Genomic DNA, 17,686 nt, shown 5'->3' with positions numbered 1-17,686 from the left:
GCGGATGCGGGTGCAGTTTTAAATTGGCTTCATGGCGGTTTCATACCGTCATTTCGCATTCAACCCAGCCATCTTTTCAAGGAGAACCGGTATGCCTTCCAAGCAGAATGATCAGAAAAGAAACAACCCCCAAGCCCAGGACAAGCAGCAGCAACAAGGCCAGCGCAACCAGCCCGGCCAGCAGGACCGGCAGAACATCAACCAGTCCAGCGATGCGCAATTGAACCAGGGCCAGGGCAACCAACGCCAGCCTGGGCAGCAGGGCCAGCACGGCAGCGCCCGGGACAATCCGCAAAAGCAGTCGGAGCGCGATGAGAACATGCAGCCCGAAGATTCGGGCAACCGGCAATCGGGCCGCAGCAACAACTGATGGCGCCGTGCGCGCCATCCAGCCAGTAAGACAGCCAGCGGAGGCCATGCGCCTCCGCTTTTTGCGTCCCCAGAACGGGACTTGCGAGGCAGCCATGAACCAGCCCGATGAAATGGACCTGACGCTTTACCTGCAGACCGAAGGCCGCCGGCTGGCGGCGGAACGGGCCAGGCAGCATGCCGCCACCCACAAAGCCGGGCCATCGCCCAGCCAGCAGCAGTGCACGGCAACGCAGCCCGCGCGCAGCCTCAGCGAAGCCCTGCAGCGCATGGGCGTGGGTAGCGCGCATCCGCGCCGCCGCCTGTAGGCGGTGTAGGTGGCCGCCGCGACTTGCCTTGCGGCACTGGCCTTGCGCGGGCGTGCGGCCTATCATTTCAGGCAGCGCAACAGCATGCGCCTGGAGACAACATGAAGCCCCTCTTGCCCTTCACACTGGCCGGCTTGCTGCTTTTGTCGGCTTGCCCCGACGCCAAGTCACCCAAGGCCCCTCCCAAAGTGCCTGAACCCAAAGCCGCAAACACATCAGCACAGGCCCTGCCGGCGCCGCCGCTGGTGGCGCGCGGCATGCGCGCGTCCGCATGAGCGCTTTGCGTTTCCACCGTGCCGCGTCCATCGCAGGCGGGGCCCTGCTGAGTGTCGCGGTGCTGGCCGGCTGTGCCGGTCTAGGCGCCGCAAATCCGGCCGCGCAACGCGTCACCGTCGAAGGCCGGCCCTACCTGGTGAGCGCGCTGACCGCCGGCACCTGGATAGCCAGCTCAACCACTGCCGGCCCGATCTCCACCACGCCCGCCGGGCGCGCCGCCCTGCTGCAAGCCATAGAGCAGCACTCGGGCTGCAAGGTCACCGACGTCGACTATTCGCGCGGCGGCATGCAACTCGATGCACAGGTGGACTGCGCCAGCCGCCTCAAGAACTAACCGGCATCCAGGCGAAAAAAAGGGGCAGCCTGCGCCGCCCCCGGTTTGCCGAACCTCGAGTGTCGACAAGAAACGCTAAAAATCCTTTTTCTGAATTTTCTGAAACCGCCGCCTTATTTCGAGGCCTTCAGCGCATCACGCAAGGCCTTGACCTGGTCGTGGTTGCGCTGGGCACCCTGAGCCTGGCGCTCCACCACGCTCCTGATGGCCAGCGGCAGGTTTTGTTTCAAGGCCTTGCGGTAGCGCGCCACGGCGGTGTCCTCGCCGCGCTCGCACTCATTGAGCATGGCCTGGTCGCTGTAGGCGCTCAGCGTCGCGCGCACCGAAACCCAGCCGCGGTGCAGCGCGCCGCTGACGGAGCCGCCCTCGTCGGGCTTGCCGCCCAGCTGGCGTATCAGGGTCTGCAGCTCCAAGCCCGCGGCGCGGCATTCACCGGAATGGCGGTGCAGCAGGACCTTGATGTCTTCGGAGCGCGAGTGCTCGGCGCATTCCCGGAAACCGTATTCACCGTCGCGGCAGGATTCGAGCAGGTCGTTGAGCGTGTCAATGATCTCCTCGTCGTCCGCCACGCCGACGGTGTCGGCGTTGCTCAGGGTGGCGTTGGTTTCAAAGGCGCTGAGCCGCTCGTGCGCACGGTTCCAGGCCGCGCGGCTGGCCAGGCGGGCTTTCGGCCAGTCCAGGGTCGAGCGTCCCCTGTAGATATCCCAACGGTCCGCCAGGCGCATTTCTGTTTCCTCGAAAGAGCCCGGATAATCGCGCCGGCCCTCCACGCCCAGCCGGTAAGCGGGCGCATAGTCGTCAAAGGGACGGCCGATTTCATAGTAGGGCTCCAGCGTGTGCCTGTCGCGCCAGAATGCCTCTTCGGCCGTCGGGTCCAGGGCCTCGGCGGCTTCCTTGCCGCCCATGCCGCCGGCGATCGCACCGGCCACGCCGCCGACAACGGCTCCCGCAGGGCCGGCCACCGCGCCGGCGGCCGCGCCCCCGGCGATGCCGCCCATGGCCGCGCCTATGCCGGTGCCCACCGGGTGCGCGCCGGGCTCTTTGCTGATGGGATCAAGGTTGGGATCATGCTCTTTGGCCATGGTAGGTCTCCTTTGTGTCGAACGCAGGTTTGAAAGAGATCCGCGCCACTGCTTCCTGTATGTGCTATGTGGCTGGACACTGGCAACCATGGTCGCGTGCACTGCAAGACCCGGCGGTCAGGCAAGCACAGACAGGCATGTAGGAGAGCGCCGCGCACAAAACGCCGGCGACTCAGGCATCGAGTTCCGGGTAGCGGCGGAAGATGCCGTCCTCGTTAAAGGGAATGCGCCGCTCGCTCGCCAGATAGGCGGCCACGCGCCTGTGCCGTGCCACGCGGTCGTGCAGCGCCATTACGTGCGGCACGTTTTTCAGCGCGCGGCGGGCGGCCTTGGGGAAGGCGTACAGCAATCCCTCCACCAGCTGGAACAGCGAGAGGTCGGCATAACTGAGGCTGCCGCCTACCAGGTGCGCGCCGCCGCGCGGGTTGCGCGTCAGCACGGCTTCAAACCAGGCCAGGAATTTGCGGATGCGCGCCGTCCTGAATTCCCTGGCGCGCCTGAGCGCTTCCTTCTTCTGGTCTTCGTAGTAAAGGCCCGTGCCCACCGGATGGTGGGTGTCGTGCGCCTCGGCCACAACGTCGGCAATTGTGAGCTGGATCTGGTGCGTCCATAGGCGCGCTGTTTCGCTTTTGCCGACCAGGCCCAGACGCGGGCCCAGGTAGAGCAGGATGGCCGCCGACTGTCCGACGACAGTCTTGCCGTCCACCAGGAATGGCGGCGCGAAGGGCGGCTGCCGCACATCGGCGCTCTCGATGAAATGCATCATCGCGGGAATGCCCTGGCCCTCGCCTTCGCAACCGCGCGCCACATCCACATAGTCGGCACCGGCGGCTTCCAGCGCGAGCCGGACAAATTCGCCGCGCCCCTGGATGCTGGGCCAGTAATGAAGTTCGTAAGGCATGAATGAAAACTCCTGAGGAGGAAAATTTCATTCTGCGTGAAGCCCGGGCTCGAATCCACGGCAAAAGGCTCGGCGTGCCCTTGTCCTACGAAGATTTCGCCCCCATCCGACAAGCTGCCGTTTTGGGCCAGCCTAAGTTGAAACTGTACCCATCCGTCCAGGCCGGCCCACTGCGGCAATCAAGGCCATTTTCTGGAGCCCCCCCCATGACCACATCCACCTTCCCCGCATCCCTGTATGGCAAAACCCTGCGCTGGACCTTCCGGGACGGTCCGACCAAGGGCCATACCTTTGAGCACACGTTTGCCAGCGACGGCACCCTCACCTGGCGCAGCGCCAGCCCGGGTGCCAAAGACCACCTCGAAAACGCCAGTGCCGCCGTCAAAATGTCGGACGACGTGCATGTTGTGTCTTATCTCTCGAGGGAAAGCGGCTACACGCTGACGGTGGCGCTCAACCTCAAGACTGGCGCGGCCACAGGCTTTGCCTCCAACGGCAAGGACTGGGTCCAGCAGTCGGGTACCGTTGAAGTGCTGGGCGCGGGCCGCGCTTAGCCGCCCGCCGCGATCTGCCTCAAAGCCTGCTCGAACACTTCCACAGGCTGCCCGCCGGAAATTAGGTGGCGGTCGTTGATGATCACGGCCGGCACCGAATGGATGCCTTGCGTCAGGTAGAACTGTTCGCGCTCGCGCACCTCGCGCGCGTATTCGCCGGAGGCCAGCACCTCGCGCGCGCGGGTTTCATCCAGGCCCGCTTCGGCGGCCGCCTTGGCCAGCACCTCGTGTGAGGCCGGGCTCTGGCCGTCCGTGAAATAACGCTTGAACAGCAGCTCCTTGAGTGCCTTCCGCTTGTCCGCGCCTTCGAGTTCGGCCCAGTGCAGCAGGCGGTGCGCGTCAAAAGTGTTGTAGATGCGGCTGCGCCCGCCGCCGGGTTCGTCGGCCATGCTGAACTTGAAACCGACCTGGGCACCGCGCGCGCGGATGTTCTCGCGGTTGGCCTGGGCCTGGGCAGGCGTAATGCCGTATTTTTCGGTGATGTGCTCAGTTATCTCCTGGCCCTCGGGCGCCATTTTGGGATTGAGCTCAAAGGGCTGGAAATGCAGCTCGGCCTGGATGTCGCCGCGCACGCGCTCCAGCGCCTGATCCAGCGACTTCAGGCCTATCACGCACCAGGGGCAGGAAACGTCGGACACAAAATCAATCTTGAGTTGGGTGGTCATGGGAAGGCCTTGAGAAGTTGCTGTTCGGGGCAGGCCGATTTTGGCCCGTAGCCAGCCAGCTTGCGGTTCGGCCCGGGATATTCAAGTACCCGGTGCGTGGTTAATCCCCAGCCGTCCCCGCTGCTCGCCATCTTCTGTGGCAGCCCGTTTCAAGAAACTGTCACACAAGCTTCCTAAGATTCCGGCAGCGCAGCGTCCCTGCCCTGCGCCGTGGCGCGGGCACACCGCCGCTTCGCATCATTCCCCACCTGAAACTGGAACACACAACAATGTCCGACCTGGCCACCCCTTCCCTTCCCTCACGCCGCACCGCCCTGAAGTTCCTGGCGACCGCGCCCATGCTGCCGCTGGGGGCACTGGCCTCCAGCACCTTGCTGTCGGGCTGCGCCACCGGCAGCCCCGCAGCCACGGGCAACTACCTGTCTTCCAGCTTCACTTCCATGGCCGCACCCTCGCTGGCCGACACGGCCGCCATGGCCACCACCACCGTGGGCTCCAGCCTGCAGGTCCGGCTCAAGGACAACAGCACCCAAAGCTACCGCCTGGCCTACCAGCCCTTCTTCGTCACCGGCGACATGGTGCCGGACGGCAAGGGCGGCACCATTTTGGCTGGCGGCTATGTGGACATCAACAACCAGCCCATCATCGACCGCTCCGTGCCCGGCAAGGAACGCCAGATGTTTTCCGACTCGCCCGACGGCACCTCGCTGCTGGGCCTGCCGAATGCCAACGTACCCGGCGTCAAGGGCAAGGCGGTCTTCGCCGTCGTGCAGTTTGAATACACCACGCGCGACCTGGCCGGCGCCGACGCCTACGGCAACCTGCCCTCGCCCATCGCTGTGCTCACGCTGGACCAGGACCCCGCCACCGGCAAGCTCAGCCTCGTGAAGTACCACAACGTCGACATGTCCAAGGCGCACGGCCTGTGGATCACCTGCGGCGCCAGCCTCTCGCCCTGGAACACCCACCTGTCCAGCGAAGAGTACGAACCCGACGCGCCTTTCGCCGCGGAAAGCTCGCAATTCAAGAAGTTCAGCAAAAACGTCTACGGCGACGAGACCAAGGCCAATCCCTACCACTACGGCCACCTGCCCGAAGTCACCGTGCACCCCGACGGCACCGGCACGGTCAAGAAACACTACAACCTGGGCCGCATCTCGCACGAGCTGGTCCAGGTCATGCCCGACATGCGCACCGTGCTGATGGGTGACGACGCCACCAACAGCGGCCTCTTCGTCTTTGTGGCCGACCGCGAGCAAGACCTGTCGTCCGGCACGCTCTACGTGGGAAAACTGGGCAGCGGCTTCTCGGTCGACCCGGCGGCCGAAGGCGCGAAGATTTCCTGGATCAAGCTGGGCCATGCGACGAGCGCCGAAATCGAAAAAATGGCCGACACGCTCAAGCCGTCCGACATCATGACGGTGCACAAAACCGATCCGTCCGACGCCAGCTTCACCAAGGTGTTCTACAACGGCAACGCCAACTGGATCAAGATCAAGCCCGGCATGGAAAAAGCCGCCGCCTTCCTGGAAACCCATCGCTATGCTTACCTCATGGGCGGCAGCATGGGCTTCTCGAAGATGGAAGGCACCACCGTCAACATCAAGGACAAGATCGCCTATTCGGCGCTGCAGAACATGCAGGACTCCATGGTCAAGACCGGCAAGGGCTGGAACGCGGCCAGCGGCATCGCGCTCGATAAGGCGCTGATCGCCGGCGGCGTGATGATGCACAAGCTGGACGGCGGCCAGAAGGACTCGGCCGGCAATGCCATCAACAGCGAATGGATGCCGGTGCACACCAAGGCCCTGCTGATCGGTGAAGACATCGCCGGCGACGCGCTGGGCAACAAGGCCAACCCCAACATGGTGTCCAACCCCGACAACCTGAAGTTCTCGGAAAAAATGCGCACCCTCTTCATCGGTGAAGACAGCAGCACCCACGTCAACAACTTCATCTGGGCCTACAACGTCGACACCAAACAGCTCTCGCGCCTGATGTCCATGCCCTCGGGCGCCGAAGCCACCGGCCTGCATGTGGTGGACGACCTCAACGGCTGGACCTACATCATGAGCAACTTCCAGCACGCCGGCGACTGGATCCCGGCGCTGCACGGCAAGGTGCAGGCCACGCTGGACCCGCTGGTGCGTGCGAACTACAAGGATCGCTACGGCGCGGCCGTGGGCTACTTGACCGCCGACCCAAGCAGCATCAAGCTGGGTTAAGCGCGGAGCCGCTGAAAAACCCTCCTGGCGTTGTTGCGCCGCCTTGCCGTGCCTTCAGCACTGTCTGCGGCGACGCGCCTAGCCAGGACCGCTTCGCTGGGTTTTGTGAGCAGCTCTATACAGACTGCGATCAATCTCACCACCCTTCGCCCTGAGTTTGCCCATCGTTTCGGCAGCCTCAGGGCGAACTGCATTGGCGCGCCGGTATACACGCACCGGCTTGTGCATCGTTACACCGTTCTCCCTAGAATGCCGGGAAGCCCGAGGCAACCTTGACCGGGCAGCGACCGCCCACGGGAACACCATGCACTACCGCCACGACGACCTGATCCACTACGCCCAATCCTTGCTCACCGCCGCCGGGCTGGAGCCGACCAAGGCCACGGCCGTGGCCGAAATCCTCGTCGAAGGCGACCTCATGGGCCACAACACCCACGGCCTGGCCCTGCTGCCCGGCTACCTGGGCGAGCTCGAATCGGGCGCCATGGAAAAGCTGGGCGCGCCCACCGTGCTGGCCGACCACCCCGCCGCCCTGACCTGGGACGGCCGCCGCCTGCCCGGCCCCTGGCTGGTGCTCGAGGCCATGGCGCTGGCCGCCAAACGCGCCGCCACCCAGGGCAGCTGCACTGTGGTGATACGCCGCAGCCACCACATCGCCTGCCTGGCCGCCTACCTCAAGCGCGCCACCGACCAAGGCCTGCTGATGCTGCTCACCTGCTCGGACCCCAACACCGCCAGCGTGGCGCCCTTCGGCGGGCTGGACGCCGTGTTCACGCCGAACCCGGTCTCGGCCGGCATTCCCACGGGCGGCGTGCCGGTGCTGGTGGATGTCTCCACCTCGGCCACCACCAACGGCATGACCAATCGGCTGCACAAGGAAGGCAAGCGCCTGCCCGCCGCCTGGGTCATGGACGGCCACGGCGCGGCCAGCGACAACCCCTCGGTGCTGTTCGAGGAGCCCAAGGGCACCATTCTTCCGCTGGGCGGCATGGACTCGGGCCATAAAGGCTACGGCCTGAGCTTGCTGGTCGAGGCCCTGACCGGCGGCCTGGCCGGCCACGGCCGCGCCGATCCCAAAGAAGGCTGGGGTGCCACGGTGTTCCTGCAGATTCTGAACCCGCGCGCCTTCGCCGGCCTGGATGCCTTCGAGCGCCAGACCGGCCACGTCGCCGACGCCTGCCGAGCCTCGCGCCCGGCCCACGAAGGCACGGCCGTGCGCACACCCGGCGAAAAAGGCATCGCGCTGGCCGCCCGGCAAAAACAGGCCGGTGTGTCGCTCTACCCGTCCATACTGCCGGCGCTTTCCAGCTGGGCAGTCAGGCTTGGGGTGGCGGAGCCGGTCGCCATCCCCTAAAGCCCTAAAGCGCAGGGTTTCCGACAGAAACCCGGTCCGACCAGCCGGTGCCTACCGGTTCGGGGCTTGGTCCTACTACAAAAGCTTTCCAAAATTCCACGGTGCCTCCGCAGGCCGGGGGTTTGTCCCTAGACGGGGAATTTTTCAGCTTCACATAATTAGTGCGTCGTCCAAACTAATTCTGAAGTGCTGCGTATGCAGTGGAACGACCACCGGGATTGATCTGAGCTCAAAAACACATGCCCACCTGGGCAAAAACCATCGGAGACACTCAATGAAATTAAAAGCTTCCCTTACTGCAATCGCACTCAGCCTGGCTGCGGCCGGCGCATTTGCGCAGGTGACGGTCGGCGTCAGCTGGTCCAACTTCCAGGAGGAACGCTGGAAAACCGACGAAGCCGCCATCAAGACGCAGCTTGAAAAGCTGGGCGCCAAGTACATCAGCGCCGATGCCGCGGGCTCCCCCGAAAAACAGCTGGCGGACATTGACGGGCTGATGGCCAAGGGCGCCAAGGTCCTGATCGTGCTGGCCATGGACAAGGACGCCATCCTGCCCGCCGTGAACAAGGCCACCAAACAGAAGGTGCCCGTCATCGCCTACGACCGCCTGATCGAGGCGCCCGGCGTGTTCTACATCACCTTCGACAACAAGGAAGTCGGCCGCATGCAGGCTAGAGCCGTGTTCAAGGCCAAGCCCAAGGGCAACTACGTGATGATCAAGGGCTCCCCCACCGACCCGAACGCCAATTTCCTGCGCGAAGGCCAGCAGGAAGTCATTGACGCCGCCGTCAAGAAAGGTGACATCAAGATCGTGGGCGAGGAATACACCGAGGGCTGGAAGCCCGAAGTCGCGCAGAAAAACATGGAGCAGATCCTGACCAAGACCGGCGGCAAGGTCGATGCGGTGGTTGCTTCCAATGACGGCACTGCCGGTGGTGTCGTGGCGGCGTTGAACTCCAAGGGCCTCAAGGGTGTGCCGGTGTCGGGCCAGGACGGCGACTTTGCCGCCCTGAACCGCGTGGCCGCAGGCACCCAGACCGTGTCGGTATGGAAAGATGCCCGCGACCTCGGCAAGCAGGCCGCCACCGCGGCGGTCAATCTCGGCGCCGGTAAAAAAGTCGACGGCGCGACCACCTGGAACGGCGGCGAGAAAAAAGTCTCCCTGCAGGCCCAGTTTCTGAAGCCCGTGCCCATCACCCGCGACAACCTCGACGTGGTGGTCAAGGCCGGCTGGATCAAAAAAGACGAGCTCTGCAAAGGCGTCACCGGCGACGTCGCAGCCTGCAAGTAATACAGGCCTTCCAGGCACCCGCTCCCCGTTCCGCGCAAGCGGACAAGGCAACCAGCCTGTAGGTTGCCCGGGAGCGCCGCACCCTCAAAACCATGCAATTGCCCTTTCGAATCCCGCGCGACACCGCCATCGACTGGCGGCTGGTCTTCATGGGCGGCGTGCTCGCCGCCCTGGCGGGCGCATTCCAGGTCCTGTCGGGCGGCATTTTCCTGTCGCCTGAAAACCTTTACAACATCGCCCAGCAAACCGCGGTGGTGGGCATCGTGTCCACCGTCATGGTGCTGATCATCGTGGCGCGGCACATCGACCTGTCGGTCGGCTCGGTGATCGGTTTTGTCGGCGTGCTCATCGCCTACCTTCAATACACCCTGGGATGGTCCTGGCCGGCGGCATCGCTCGCCGGGCTGGCCGCGGCGCTCGTGGTATCGGTGTACCAGGGATGGCTGACGGCCATGCTGGGCGTGCCGTCTTTTGTGGTCACGCTGGGGGGCTTGATGTCCTTGCGCGGCGCTGCCTTTCTGGTGGCCGACGGCAAGACCCAGCCGGTCAGCGACGAGTTCTTCTTGCAGCTTGGCGGCGGCTATGACGGCGGTATCGGGGTGACCGCCACCTGGGTCCTCACCGCCTGTGTCAGCCTGGTGCTGGTGGTCCGCAGGGTATTGGGCCGCCGCGCCTCGGCACGGCACGGCATGCCCCAGCAGCCCGTATGGGTGGACGTTCTGCTGGTGGCCGCGCCAGTGGCCCTGCTGGCCGCGTTTGCCGCGGCCATGAACAGTTACCAGGTCACCAACAAGGAGGCGCCCCAAGGCATCCCGATACCCGTGCTCATCTGGGCGGCCGTGGCGGTGCTGATGTCCTTCATCTCCCGGCGCACCCGTTTTGGCCGCTATGTCTACGCCATGGGCGGCAACCCCGACGCCGCGGTGCTGGTCGGCATACCGGTCAAACGAGTCACCCTCATGCTGTTCGCCCTGCTCGGCGTGCTCATCACCATCGCGGCCATCGTATCGGTGGCCCGCCTGAACGCGGGCACCAATTCCCTGGGCACCGGCATGGAGCTGTTCGTGATCGCCGCCGCCGTGATAGGCGGCACCGCGCTGGCCGGCGGCAGCGGCACCATCATCGGCTCGGTGCTGGGCGCGCTCATCATGCAGTCGCTGGACAGCGGCATGCTGCTGCTGGATGTTTCCATCGGAAAACGCATGGTCATCATCGGGCAGGTGCTGATCGTGGCGGTGGTGTTCGACGTGCTCTATCGCAAATGGGCGCAGGAAAGCTGACATGCAAACCATGCCAACCATGCAACCCGGCACCGAACCCCTGGTCCAGTTCAAGGACATCCGCAAGGCCTTTGGCGGCGTTCACGCCGTCGACGGCGTGAACCTGAACCTCTACCCGGGCGAAGTGGTCGCCGTGCTGGGCCACAACGGTGCCGGCAAGTCGACCCTGATGAAAATGCTCGCGGGCGCCTTTCCCATCGACTCGGGCGAAATCCACGTGATGGGGCAGAAAGTGAACCTGCGAAGCCCTGCCGATGCCCAGCAACAGGGCATTGAAACCATCTACCAGACGCTGGCGCTTGCCGACAACCTGGACGCCGTGGCCAACCTGTTCCTGGGCCGCGAAAAAATGACAGCCTGGAACACGCTGGACGACTACTTCATGGAGGCGCAGGCACGCAAGGTGTTCGGCCGCCTGAATAAAAACTTCACCAACATCCACACCCCGGTGCGGCGCCTGTCGGGCGGGCAGCGCCAGGTGGTGGCCATCTCGCGCGCCATCTATTTCAACGCCCGCATCCTGATCATGGACGAGCCCTGCGCCGCCCTGGGCCCGGAAGAATCCGCCATGGTGGCCAACCTGGTGCTCCAGCTCAAGGCCGAAGGCGTGGGCATTTTCCTGATCACGCACGACATGCAGGATGTGTTTTCGCTCAGCGACCGTGTCTCGGTGATGAAAAACGGCCGACTGGTCGGCACGTACCGCACGTCCGACCTGGACGAGGACCAGATCCTCGGCATGATCATCGCCGGCAAGCCGCCGCCAGGACGCGAACAGGCCCCGCACCGTAGCGCCTGATACCATGCCATCGCTCATGAAAACCACAGGTGACCAGCAGCTCGTCAAGCGTATCAATCGCAGCGTGTTGATGCGCCTGCTACGCAACCAGCCGAGCCGCTCGCGCGCGCAACTGGCCAACCACAGCGGCTTGACCAAGTCGACCGTCAGCCTGCTGGTGCGCGAACTCATTGATGAAGGCTGGCTCAGTGAAATCAGCATGGCCGCCTCCAACGGCGTAGGGCGGCCCTCCACGCCCCTGCAGATCGACGGCCAGTCGCGAGGCCTGATCGGCGTGGAAGTGGCGGTCGACACCGTGCGTGTGGCAAGCGTTTCCCTGCTGGGGAAAGTGCTGTGGTCCACGCAGGAACCTTTGCGCAGCACCCGGCCCGAAGACGTCTGCTGCCAGGTCGCCGGCCTCGTGGCCATGGCCCAGGCGCAGCTGGTATCGCGCGGCGCGCAACTCTCGGGCGTGGGCATAGGCCTGCCCGGCGCGTTTGACGAAACCACCGGCGTGCTGCGCTTTGCCCCCAACCTTGGCTGGCGTAATGTGGACTTTGTGCCGCAGATCACCCAGGCGCTGACACAGGCAGGCCTGCCGCCGGTACCGGTGCATGTGCAAAACGAAGCCGACACCGCCGCGCTGAGCGAGTACGAATTCTCGGAGAACGACGGCAAGGATTCACTGATTTTTGTGAGCTGCGACGTGGGCGTGGGCGCGGGCATCGTGCTCAATGACAGGCTGTTCACCGGCATGCGGGGCATGGCCGGCGAGATCGGCCACAGCGTCCTCGAGCTCGATGGGCCCGCCTGCTCCTGCGGGCGGCGCGGCTGCGCGGAGGCCTTCATCGGCTCAGGCGCCCTGGGCCAGCTGGCGGATGCCCGCCGGTCGGGACACTACCTGGGCGTGCTGCTGCAGAACCTGTGGACCACCTTTGACCCCAGCGTGCTGGTGGTGGGCGGCTCCTCATGCCTACGCTTTCCCGACATGGTCAAGGTTGCCCAGGAAACGCTGCAAAGCTATGCCACCGATGCCGGCGTCAGCGCTCCCACGGTGCGCGTCGCGCGCTACGGCCTCCTCGCTTCAGCGGTAGGGGCTGCCGCCCTGGTGCTGCACCAGTACCTGCGCCCCATGCATCCGTCCGGCCGCCTTGTGGGCAACGGCCGTCCGGCGCGGAGCCAGATACGTTTCCCGGAGCCCGGCCATCTTTCCCGGAGCCCATGACCGACCGGGGCAACGGGCTTTCCACCGCAGCGCAGGATTTCATGGCTCGGGAGGTCGGGCCGGCTCCAGGTCACCCGAAATCAGATGAGGGCGGTTGATCTCGTCGTGCCATGCAAGCGGATTTCCTGCAAGGGTGAAAATCTGGCGCTGAACTGCGAGGGACGCCCCTCCAGTCTGACCAATGGCTGGCCCTCGAACCGGCCTTCACCCCAGACATAGGGGTCGACACCGGCAAAGGGATGCGCCATGCGCGCATCGAGCACCAGCTCAATATCCGAGATCTGCCGGCCCTCACGAAACAGCAGCTGGCGACCGTCCTCGTCGCGGATGTCCCCAACAAATGCCGTTGTCGGCACGCCGGTTTCGTCCAGGACGTAAGTGGCGCGGATATGCGCCTCTTCCAGCGCGGTCTCTTTGAAGCTTTTTTGTTCCGAGCCGTCTACCGAGTAGCCATTGCGGTGGTAGGCGTAGGTGTACTCCGTCCACGACATGTGGAGCTTGCCCGGGCCCCAAACCTCCCGCACATAGGTGTAGCCGCCCTCCAACTGACGGATCACCGTGGCTTCGCGGTCCAGCTTCAACTGAGCACTGGGCTCGATTCTCAGCCGGCAGTCCTGAATGTTGGTTTTTTTAACCTGCAGGTCGATCCAGCGCGGCAACTCCATCATCTCCTCCGGGTGCTCACGTGCAAGCCGCCCCAGCTGCACGGCACCCTCGCGGCTGATGGCGGGGAGATGCTGCCAGTCAAGGGAAGAAAAGCCATTTGTGATATCCAGTTGTATCAGACGATAGAAACAAAAATAGTCCACGCCACCGTAGCGGCCGATCAGCGGCGTCGGGTTGCCTGCGTCGTCGACGATGCCCTCGAACGTGGCTTGATTCGATGCATAGAGACGAGTGAAGTCAATGGTGAAAGTTCTCATGATTTTGCTGCTCCTGGTTCGTACGTGAGGGGGTGACGCCAAGGCCATGCGCATCCAGTGAAGGAAATTCCTCGCCCCGGGTCCGTGTGTGTTGTGGGCCTTGCGGCAGGCGGCAGCGAAGTTCTGCGCGGGTGAGGCGGGACGGCCCCAGGGGCGCTGAAGTTCGCAATATACGAACAGCGCAAGCGCGTGTCAGCGTAAAAAATGGCAAAGCGGCGTACCGCCCGGCAGTTCGGCAAGAAGGCATCGCCGCCCTTGCTAAACCACCGTAGGCCTTTGCTGACAGCCACAGGCGCATCCCCCCGATACGACACCGTCCCCTGGGCATGCACAGTGGGTGCACAACATTCTGTGGAGACGAAAAATGTCCTTTGCGCTTTACATGCTCGGTTTTGTGATCTTCCTGGCCGGTGTCATCTGGGGCGCCGTAGTCGCCGGTGTTCCGCACCTCTACATCGGCATCGGTGCGCTGATCTTCCTGGGCATTGGCATCTTCAGCGCCGTCAGCCGCACGCGCAGCAAAGACCCTTCCTGAGCGGCACACGCCGGCTATTCCGGCGAAGCTTCCTGTTGTGCCATCAAGGCCTGCCGCAGTTGTGCCAGTACGGCGCTCGCGGCGCGCAACTGGGTCTCCTCCATCCCTGAAGCCAGGGCATTGGCCCATACCTTCTGGCCCGCCTGTATGGTGCGCAGCGCCTTGCGGCCTTTGGACGTGAGCCGCAGCAGCTTGGCACGCGCATGGGCCGGGTTGTCTTCATAGGCGGTCAGCTCGTCCGCTTCCAGCAAATCCGCCACGCGCTGCACGCTTTGGCGCGTGAGATTCATGGCCCGGGCAATCTGCGCCACCGTCATCGGCGCGTCCTCCACTGCGGCCAGCACCTGCCAGCGCGCCGAAGTTTGCCCGGCCGGCGCCGCCAGCGCATCGCCGGCTGCCGTCAACAGGCCGTTGAGCTGCATCACCTGCACCACCAGCCAGCTCAGGGTATTGGCCGCCGTCGTGCGCTCGACCTCCTCGGCGGTCTTCAATTTGACAGCATACTGTCGTTTAACTATACTTCCAGACATGACAACATTCTGTCATATTTACCTCGTCACGCCCCACCCCGCCTGAAAGGATTGCCCCATGCTGAAAACCTATACCGGAAGCTGCCACTGCGGCGCCGTCCGCTTTGAAGCCGACATCGACCTCAGCAAAGGCACGGGCCGCTGCAATTGCTCCATCTGCACCAAGACCCGCAACTGGGGCGCCATCATCAAGCCCGACGCCTTCCGGCTTCTCGCCGGCGAAAGCGAACTGAGCGACTACCAGTTCGGCACCAAAAGCGGCCATCACCTGTTTTGCCGGCACTGCGGCGTACGGCCTTTCGGCCGGGGCTATGTCGAACAGATAGGCGGCGACTATGTGTCCATCAACCTGGCCGCGCTGGACAACGCCGATCCGGCGGAGCTCATCGCCGCGCCGGTCAACTACTCGGACGGGCGCAACAACGCCTGGTGGAACAAGCCTGCCGAAACACGGCATCTGTAGGGCTCAGGCGCGGGCGCTTGCCCGCGCAGATTCCTGGAATTGGACCGCTTCATACGCCATGCGACGTAGGCGCGTTCGCATGCCATGTAGTGGCCATGTCTCACATGCGCGGAAATTCCCAAGCGTAGTGTTGCAGCACGCCCGGACAAACAAACGCCGGGCGTAAGAACCAACACCTAAACCGCCCTTTTCCGGAGAAACCATGAAGCTCAACCATCTCGCGCCCCTTGCCGCAGCGACCCTGCTGGCCTGCCTCAGTCCCGGCGCCCTGATGGCGCAAACCACGACCTCGATGTACGACATACCCAACCCATCCTGGTACATCATGCCGCAGGTCACCGTGGTAGACCCGGACTCCCGGTTCAACGGCAACAAGAACCTCAGCGGCCTCGGGCTGCGCTTCGGCAAGGCGGTGTCCCCTTCCTGGGACATGCAGATCGGCGGCAGCATAGCCCGCGCGAACAACAACGGCCGGCGCTTTGAACAGGACACGCTGGGCGTCGACGGGCTGTACATGTTCAACCGCAGCAGCAATTTCAGGCCCTTCCTGCTGGCCGGTATCGGCGCCGAACGGGACAAGCTGCCCAATGCCAGCAAGACTTCGCCCTACCTCAACCTCGGCCTGGGCTTCCAGTTGGGCCTGTCCGACCAGTGGTTCATGCAGGCGGACCTGAGGCGGACCCGTACCTATCTTCGCGGCAACACCTTCGGCTTTGACCACGCCAACACCAACACCGTGAACGTTGGCCTGAGCTATTACTTCGACAAGCCGGCGCGCCCGGTGGTCGCGCAGTACACCCCGCCGCCCGCACCCGAGCCAACGGTCACTGCACCGCCACCTCCTCCCCCGCCGCCTGCACGCTTCGAAAAGGTGACGCTGTCGGCCACCGAATTGTTCGCCTTTGACAGCGCCGAGCTGGCGAGCCCGCAACCCAAGCTTGACCAGATCGCGCAAACCCTGACGGGCGGAAATTTCAACGGCAACATCACCGTGACCGGCTATACCGACCGCATCGGCTCGGATGCCTACAACCAGAAACTGTCGCAACGCCGAGCGGACGCGGTGAAGAGCTACCTGGGCAGCAAAGGGGTCAACACCGGCCGGCTGACCGCCATCGGCAAGGGCGAAAGCAACCCGGTCGTGACCTGCGATGACCGCAAGCTCAAGGACCTGATCGCCTGCCTGGCACCCAACCGCCGCGTGGAAGTCGAGGAAATCGTCATCGAGCGCCGCGTCAATTAAAGGTCGCGCCGCATCCTTGGCAAAAGCCGGCGCCTGCCGGTTTTTGCTTTTCCGTGCTGCGCGAACCTGGGGCTTGCGCGCGAACGCCTATTTCGCGCCGAGGCCCATGGCGCGTGAGATCACCTCCTTCATGATTTCATTCGTGCCACCGTAAATGCGCTGCACGCGCGCGTCGGCATAGGCGCGCGTGATCGGGTATTCCCACATATAGCCGTAGCCGCCGAAGAGCTGCACACATTCGTCCATCACCTTGCATTGCAAATCGGTACACCAGTACTTGGCCATGCTGGCGGTCGCGGTGTCGAGTTTGTCCTGCGCCACCAGTTCCACGCATTTGTCGACAAAGACGCGCGCCACCTGCACCTCGGTCTGCAGCTCAGCCAGGGTGTAGCGCGTGTTCTGGTAGCTGGCCACCGGCTGGCCGAAGACCTTGCGTTCCTTCACATAGGCCAGCGTCCAGTCAATCGCGGCCTGGGCCGAGGCCACGGCCGTGATGGCGATCTGCATGCGTTCCCAGGGCAGTTGTTCCATCAGGCAGATAAAGCCGCGATTCTCATGCGCCTGGCCGCCGAGCAGGTTTTCGGCCGGCAACTTGACGTCGGTGAAGAACAGCTCCGAGGTGTCCTGCGCCTTCATACCCAGCTTCTTGAGGCGCTTGCCGGTTTCAAAGCCCGGCATGCCGCGCTCCACCAGCATCAGGCTGGTGCCCTTGGCGCCGGCGGCCGGGTCGGTCTTGGCCACCACGATGACGAGGTCGGCATGCCAGCCGTTGGTGATAAAGGTCTTGCTGCCGTTGAGCAGGTAGCCGCCGTCGGGCTGCTTCAGCGCCGTGGTCTTCACACCTTGCAGGTCTGAGCCGGCCGCCGGCTCGCTCATGGCGATGGCGCCCACCATCTCGCCGCTGGCCAGTTTGGGCAGGTATTTCTTTTTCTGCGCCTCGGTGCCGTAATGCAGGATGTAAGGTGCAACGATCTCGCTGTGCAGGCTGTAGCCGATGCCGGTAAAGCCGCCACGGCCCAGCTCCTCCATCTGGACCACCGAATACAGCTTGTCTGCGCCCGCACCGCCGTATTCCTCGGGCATGGTCATGCACAAAAAGCCGTTTTCGCCGGCCTTGTTCCAGACCTTGCGGTCCACATAACCCTGCTCCTCCCACTGTTCGTGGAAGGGCGCGATTTCCTTGTCCATAAAGCGGCGGAAGGCGTCGCGAAAGGCTTCGTGGTCAGAGCTAAAGAGGCTGCGTTCAATCATGGTGTCACCTGTGGGGAAAACCTGGAGTATTTATACAAAGCGTCTGCTTTGTGAAATGAATATACTTCATGAGCCTCCCCGCCCGCTCCGAATCATCCC

Annotated in this window: 20 protein-coding genes; 14 read left to right on the top strand and 6 right to left on the bottom strand. The window is 64.0% G+C overall.

Annotation, left to right across the window (positions count from 1 at the left end):
• Nucleotides 1-91: 91 nt before the first annotated feature.
• The 4 genes from ACEN8I_RS23085 to ACEN8I_RS23070 all read left to right on the top strand — a co-directional run bounded on the left by ACEN8I_RS23085 (nucleotide 92) and on the right by ACEN8I_RS23070 (nucleotide 1,287).
• On the top strand, nucleotides 92-370 hold the full coding sequence (locus ACEN8I_RS23085) for a hypothetical protein (RefSeq protein WP_413330980.1): 279 nt from the start codon (nucleotides 92-94) through the stop codon (nucleotides 368-370).
• A gap of 94 nt (nucleotides 371-464) precedes the next feature.
• Entirely contained in the window at nucleotides 465-677 is a 213-nt protein-coding gene (locus ACEN8I_RS23080) for a hypothetical protein (RefSeq protein WP_413330979.1), read from the top strand.
• 101 nt (nucleotides 678-778) lie between these two features.
• On the top strand, nucleotides 779-952 hold the full coding sequence (locus tag ACEN8I_RS23075; RefSeq protein WP_413330978.1) for a hypothetical protein: 174 nt from the start codon (nucleotides 779-781) through the stop codon (nucleotides 950-952).
• Nucleotides 949-1,287 carry a hypothetical protein gene (locus ACEN8I_RS23070; RefSeq protein WP_413330977.1) on the top strand — a complete coding sequence of 113 codons (339 nt, stop codon included), beginning with the start codon at nucleotides 949-951 and terminating at the stop codon, nucleotides 1,285-1,287. Before ACEN8I_RS23075 ends, ACEN8I_RS23070 begins: the two co-directional genes overlap by 4 nt.
• 113 nt (nucleotides 1,288-1,400) lie before the next feature.
• On the opposite strand, the gene ACEN8I_RS23065 is transcribed toward ACEN8I_RS23070, so the two are convergent.
• Both ACEN8I_RS23065 and ACEN8I_RS23060 read right to left on the bottom strand, forming a co-directional pair.
• Nucleotides 1,401-2,369: a ferritin-like domain-containing protein gene (locus tag ACEN8I_RS23065; RefSeq protein ID WP_413330976.1), complete on the bottom strand. Its 969-nt coding sequence runs from the start codon at nucleotides 2,367-2,369 to the stop codon at nucleotides 1,401-1,403.
• Nucleotides 2,370-2,541: 172 nt separating this feature from the next.
• Nucleotides 2,542-3,270, bottom strand: coding sequence for a glutathione S-transferase (locus ACEN8I_RS23060; protein ID WP_413330975.1), 729 nt, complete (start codon nucleotides 3,268-3,270; stop codon nucleotides 2,542-2,544).
• A gap of 206 nt (nucleotides 3,271-3,476) precedes the next feature.
• On the opposite strand from ACEN8I_RS23060, the gene ACEN8I_RS23055 reads away from it, so the two are divergent.
• Nucleotides 3,477-3,824 carry a MoaF N-terminal domain-containing protein gene (locus tag ACEN8I_RS23055; RefSeq protein ID WP_413330973.1) on the top strand — a complete coding sequence of 116 codons (348 nt, stop codon included), beginning with the start codon at nucleotides 3,477-3,479 and terminating at the stop codon, nucleotides 3,822-3,824.
• Here the strand turns inward: ACEN8I_RS23055 and ACEN8I_RS23050 are convergent.
• The gene (locus ACEN8I_RS23050) at nucleotides 3,821-4,489 is read right to left on the bottom strand and encodes a DsbA family oxidoreductase (RefSeq protein ID WP_413330972.1); all 669 of its coding nucleotides are present in this window, start codon (nucleotides 4,487-4,489) and stop codon (nucleotides 3,821-3,823) included. The two genes, ACEN8I_RS23055 and ACEN8I_RS23050, sit on opposite strands and share 4 nt — an antisense overlap.
• A gap of 269 nt (nucleotides 4,490-4,758) precedes the next feature.
• Here ACEN8I_RS23050 and ACEN8I_RS23045 point away from each other — a divergent pair, with 269 nt between their 5' ends.
• The 6 genes from ACEN8I_RS23045 to ACEN8I_RS23020 all read left to right on the top strand — a co-directional run bounded on the left by ACEN8I_RS23045 (nucleotide 4,759) and on the right by ACEN8I_RS23020 (nucleotide 12,642).
• Nucleotides 4,759-6,714 (top strand): PhoX family protein, encoded by a 1,956-nt coding sequence (locus ACEN8I_RS23045; protein WP_413330971.1) that lies wholly within the window; start codon nucleotides 4,759-4,761, stop codon nucleotides 6,712-6,714.
• Nucleotides 6,715-7,018: 304 nt separating this feature from the next.
• On the top strand, nucleotides 7,019-8,068 hold the full coding sequence (locus ACEN8I_RS23040; protein ID WP_413330970.1) for an Ldh family oxidoreductase: 1,050 nt from the start codon (nucleotides 7,019-7,021) through the stop codon (nucleotides 8,066-8,068).
• Nucleotides 8,069-8,342: 274 nt separating this feature from the next.
• On the top strand, nucleotides 8,343-9,359 hold the full coding sequence (gene xylF / locus ACEN8I_RS23035; protein ID WP_413330969.1) for a D-xylose ABC transporter substrate-binding protein: 1,017 nt from the start codon (nucleotides 8,343-8,345) through the stop codon (nucleotides 9,357-9,359).
• A gap of 92 nt (nucleotides 9,360-9,451) precedes the next feature.
• Nucleotides 9,452-10,639, top strand: coding sequence for a sugar ABC transporter permease (locus ACEN8I_RS23030; RefSeq protein WP_413330967.1), 1,188 nt, complete (start codon nucleotides 9,452-9,454; stop codon nucleotides 10,637-10,639).
• A gap of 1 nt (nucleotide 10,640) precedes the next feature.
• On the top strand, nucleotides 10,641-11,438 hold the full coding sequence (locus ACEN8I_RS23025; RefSeq protein ID WP_413330966.1) for an ATP-binding cassette domain-containing protein: 798 nt from the start codon (nucleotides 10,641-10,643) through the stop codon (nucleotides 11,436-11,438).
• Nucleotides 11,439-11,454: 16 nt separating this feature from the next.
• Nucleotides 11,455-12,642, top strand: coding sequence for an ROK family protein (locus ACEN8I_RS23020; RefSeq protein WP_413330965.1), 1,188 nt, complete (start codon nucleotides 11,455-11,457; stop codon nucleotides 12,640-12,642).
• An 80-nt stretch (nucleotides 12,643-12,722) separates the two neighbouring features.
• Here the strand turns inward: ACEN8I_RS23020 and ACEN8I_RS23015 are convergent, their stop codons facing one another.
• Nucleotides 12,723-13,565 carry a hypothetical protein gene (locus tag ACEN8I_RS23015; protein WP_413330964.1) on the bottom strand — a complete coding sequence of 281 codons (843 nt, stop codon included), beginning with the start codon at nucleotides 13,563-13,565 and terminating at the stop codon, nucleotides 12,723-12,725.
• A 364-nt stretch (nucleotides 13,566-13,929) separates the two neighbouring features.
• Between ACEN8I_RS23015 and ACEN8I_RS23010 the strand changes: the two genes are divergently transcribed.
• Nucleotides 13,930-14,100 (top strand): hypothetical protein, encoded by a 171-nt coding sequence (locus ACEN8I_RS23010; protein WP_007865126.1) that lies wholly within the window; start codon nucleotides 13,930-13,932, stop codon nucleotides 14,098-14,100.
• Between the two features lie 14 nt (nucleotides 14,101-14,114).
• On the opposite strand, the gene ACEN8I_RS23005 is transcribed toward ACEN8I_RS23010, so the two are convergent.
• Nucleotides 14,115-14,591 carry a MarR family winged helix-turn-helix transcriptional regulator gene (locus ACEN8I_RS23005; protein ID WP_413330963.1) on the bottom strand — a complete coding sequence of 159 codons (477 nt, stop codon included), beginning with the start codon at nucleotides 14,589-14,591 and terminating at the stop codon, nucleotides 14,115-14,117.
• Nucleotides 14,592-14,688: 97 nt separating this feature from the next.
• On the opposite strand from ACEN8I_RS23005, the gene ACEN8I_RS23000 reads away from it, so the two are divergent.
• Entirely contained in the window at nucleotides 14,689-15,093 is a 405-nt protein-coding gene (locus tag ACEN8I_RS23000; protein WP_413330962.1) for a GFA family protein, read from the top strand.
• Between the two features lie 202 nt (nucleotides 15,094-15,295).
• Complete coding sequence (locus ACEN8I_RS22995) at nucleotides 15,296-16,336, top strand: OmpA family protein (protein ID WP_413330961.1); 1,041 nt, start codon at nucleotides 15,296-15,298, stop codon at nucleotides 16,334-16,336.
• A gap of 87 nt (nucleotides 16,337-16,423) precedes the next feature.
• Here ACEN8I_RS22995 and ACEN8I_RS22990 read toward each other — a convergent pair whose 3' ends face one another.
• Nucleotides 16,424-17,587 (bottom strand): acyl-CoA dehydrogenase family protein, encoded by a 1,164-nt coding sequence (locus ACEN8I_RS22990; RefSeq protein WP_413330959.1) that lies wholly within the window; start codon nucleotides 17,585-17,587, stop codon nucleotides 16,424-16,426.
• Nucleotides 17,588-17,686 lie beyond the last annotated feature (99 nt).

Source organism: Polaromonas sp. CT11-55 (assembly GCF_047303325.1).
In the GTDB taxonomy this organism is placed as follows: Bacteria; Pseudomonadota; Gammaproteobacteria; order Burkholderiales; family Burkholderiaceae_C; genus Polaromonas.
This window is presented reverse-complemented; position numbering and strand designations above follow the sequence as displayed.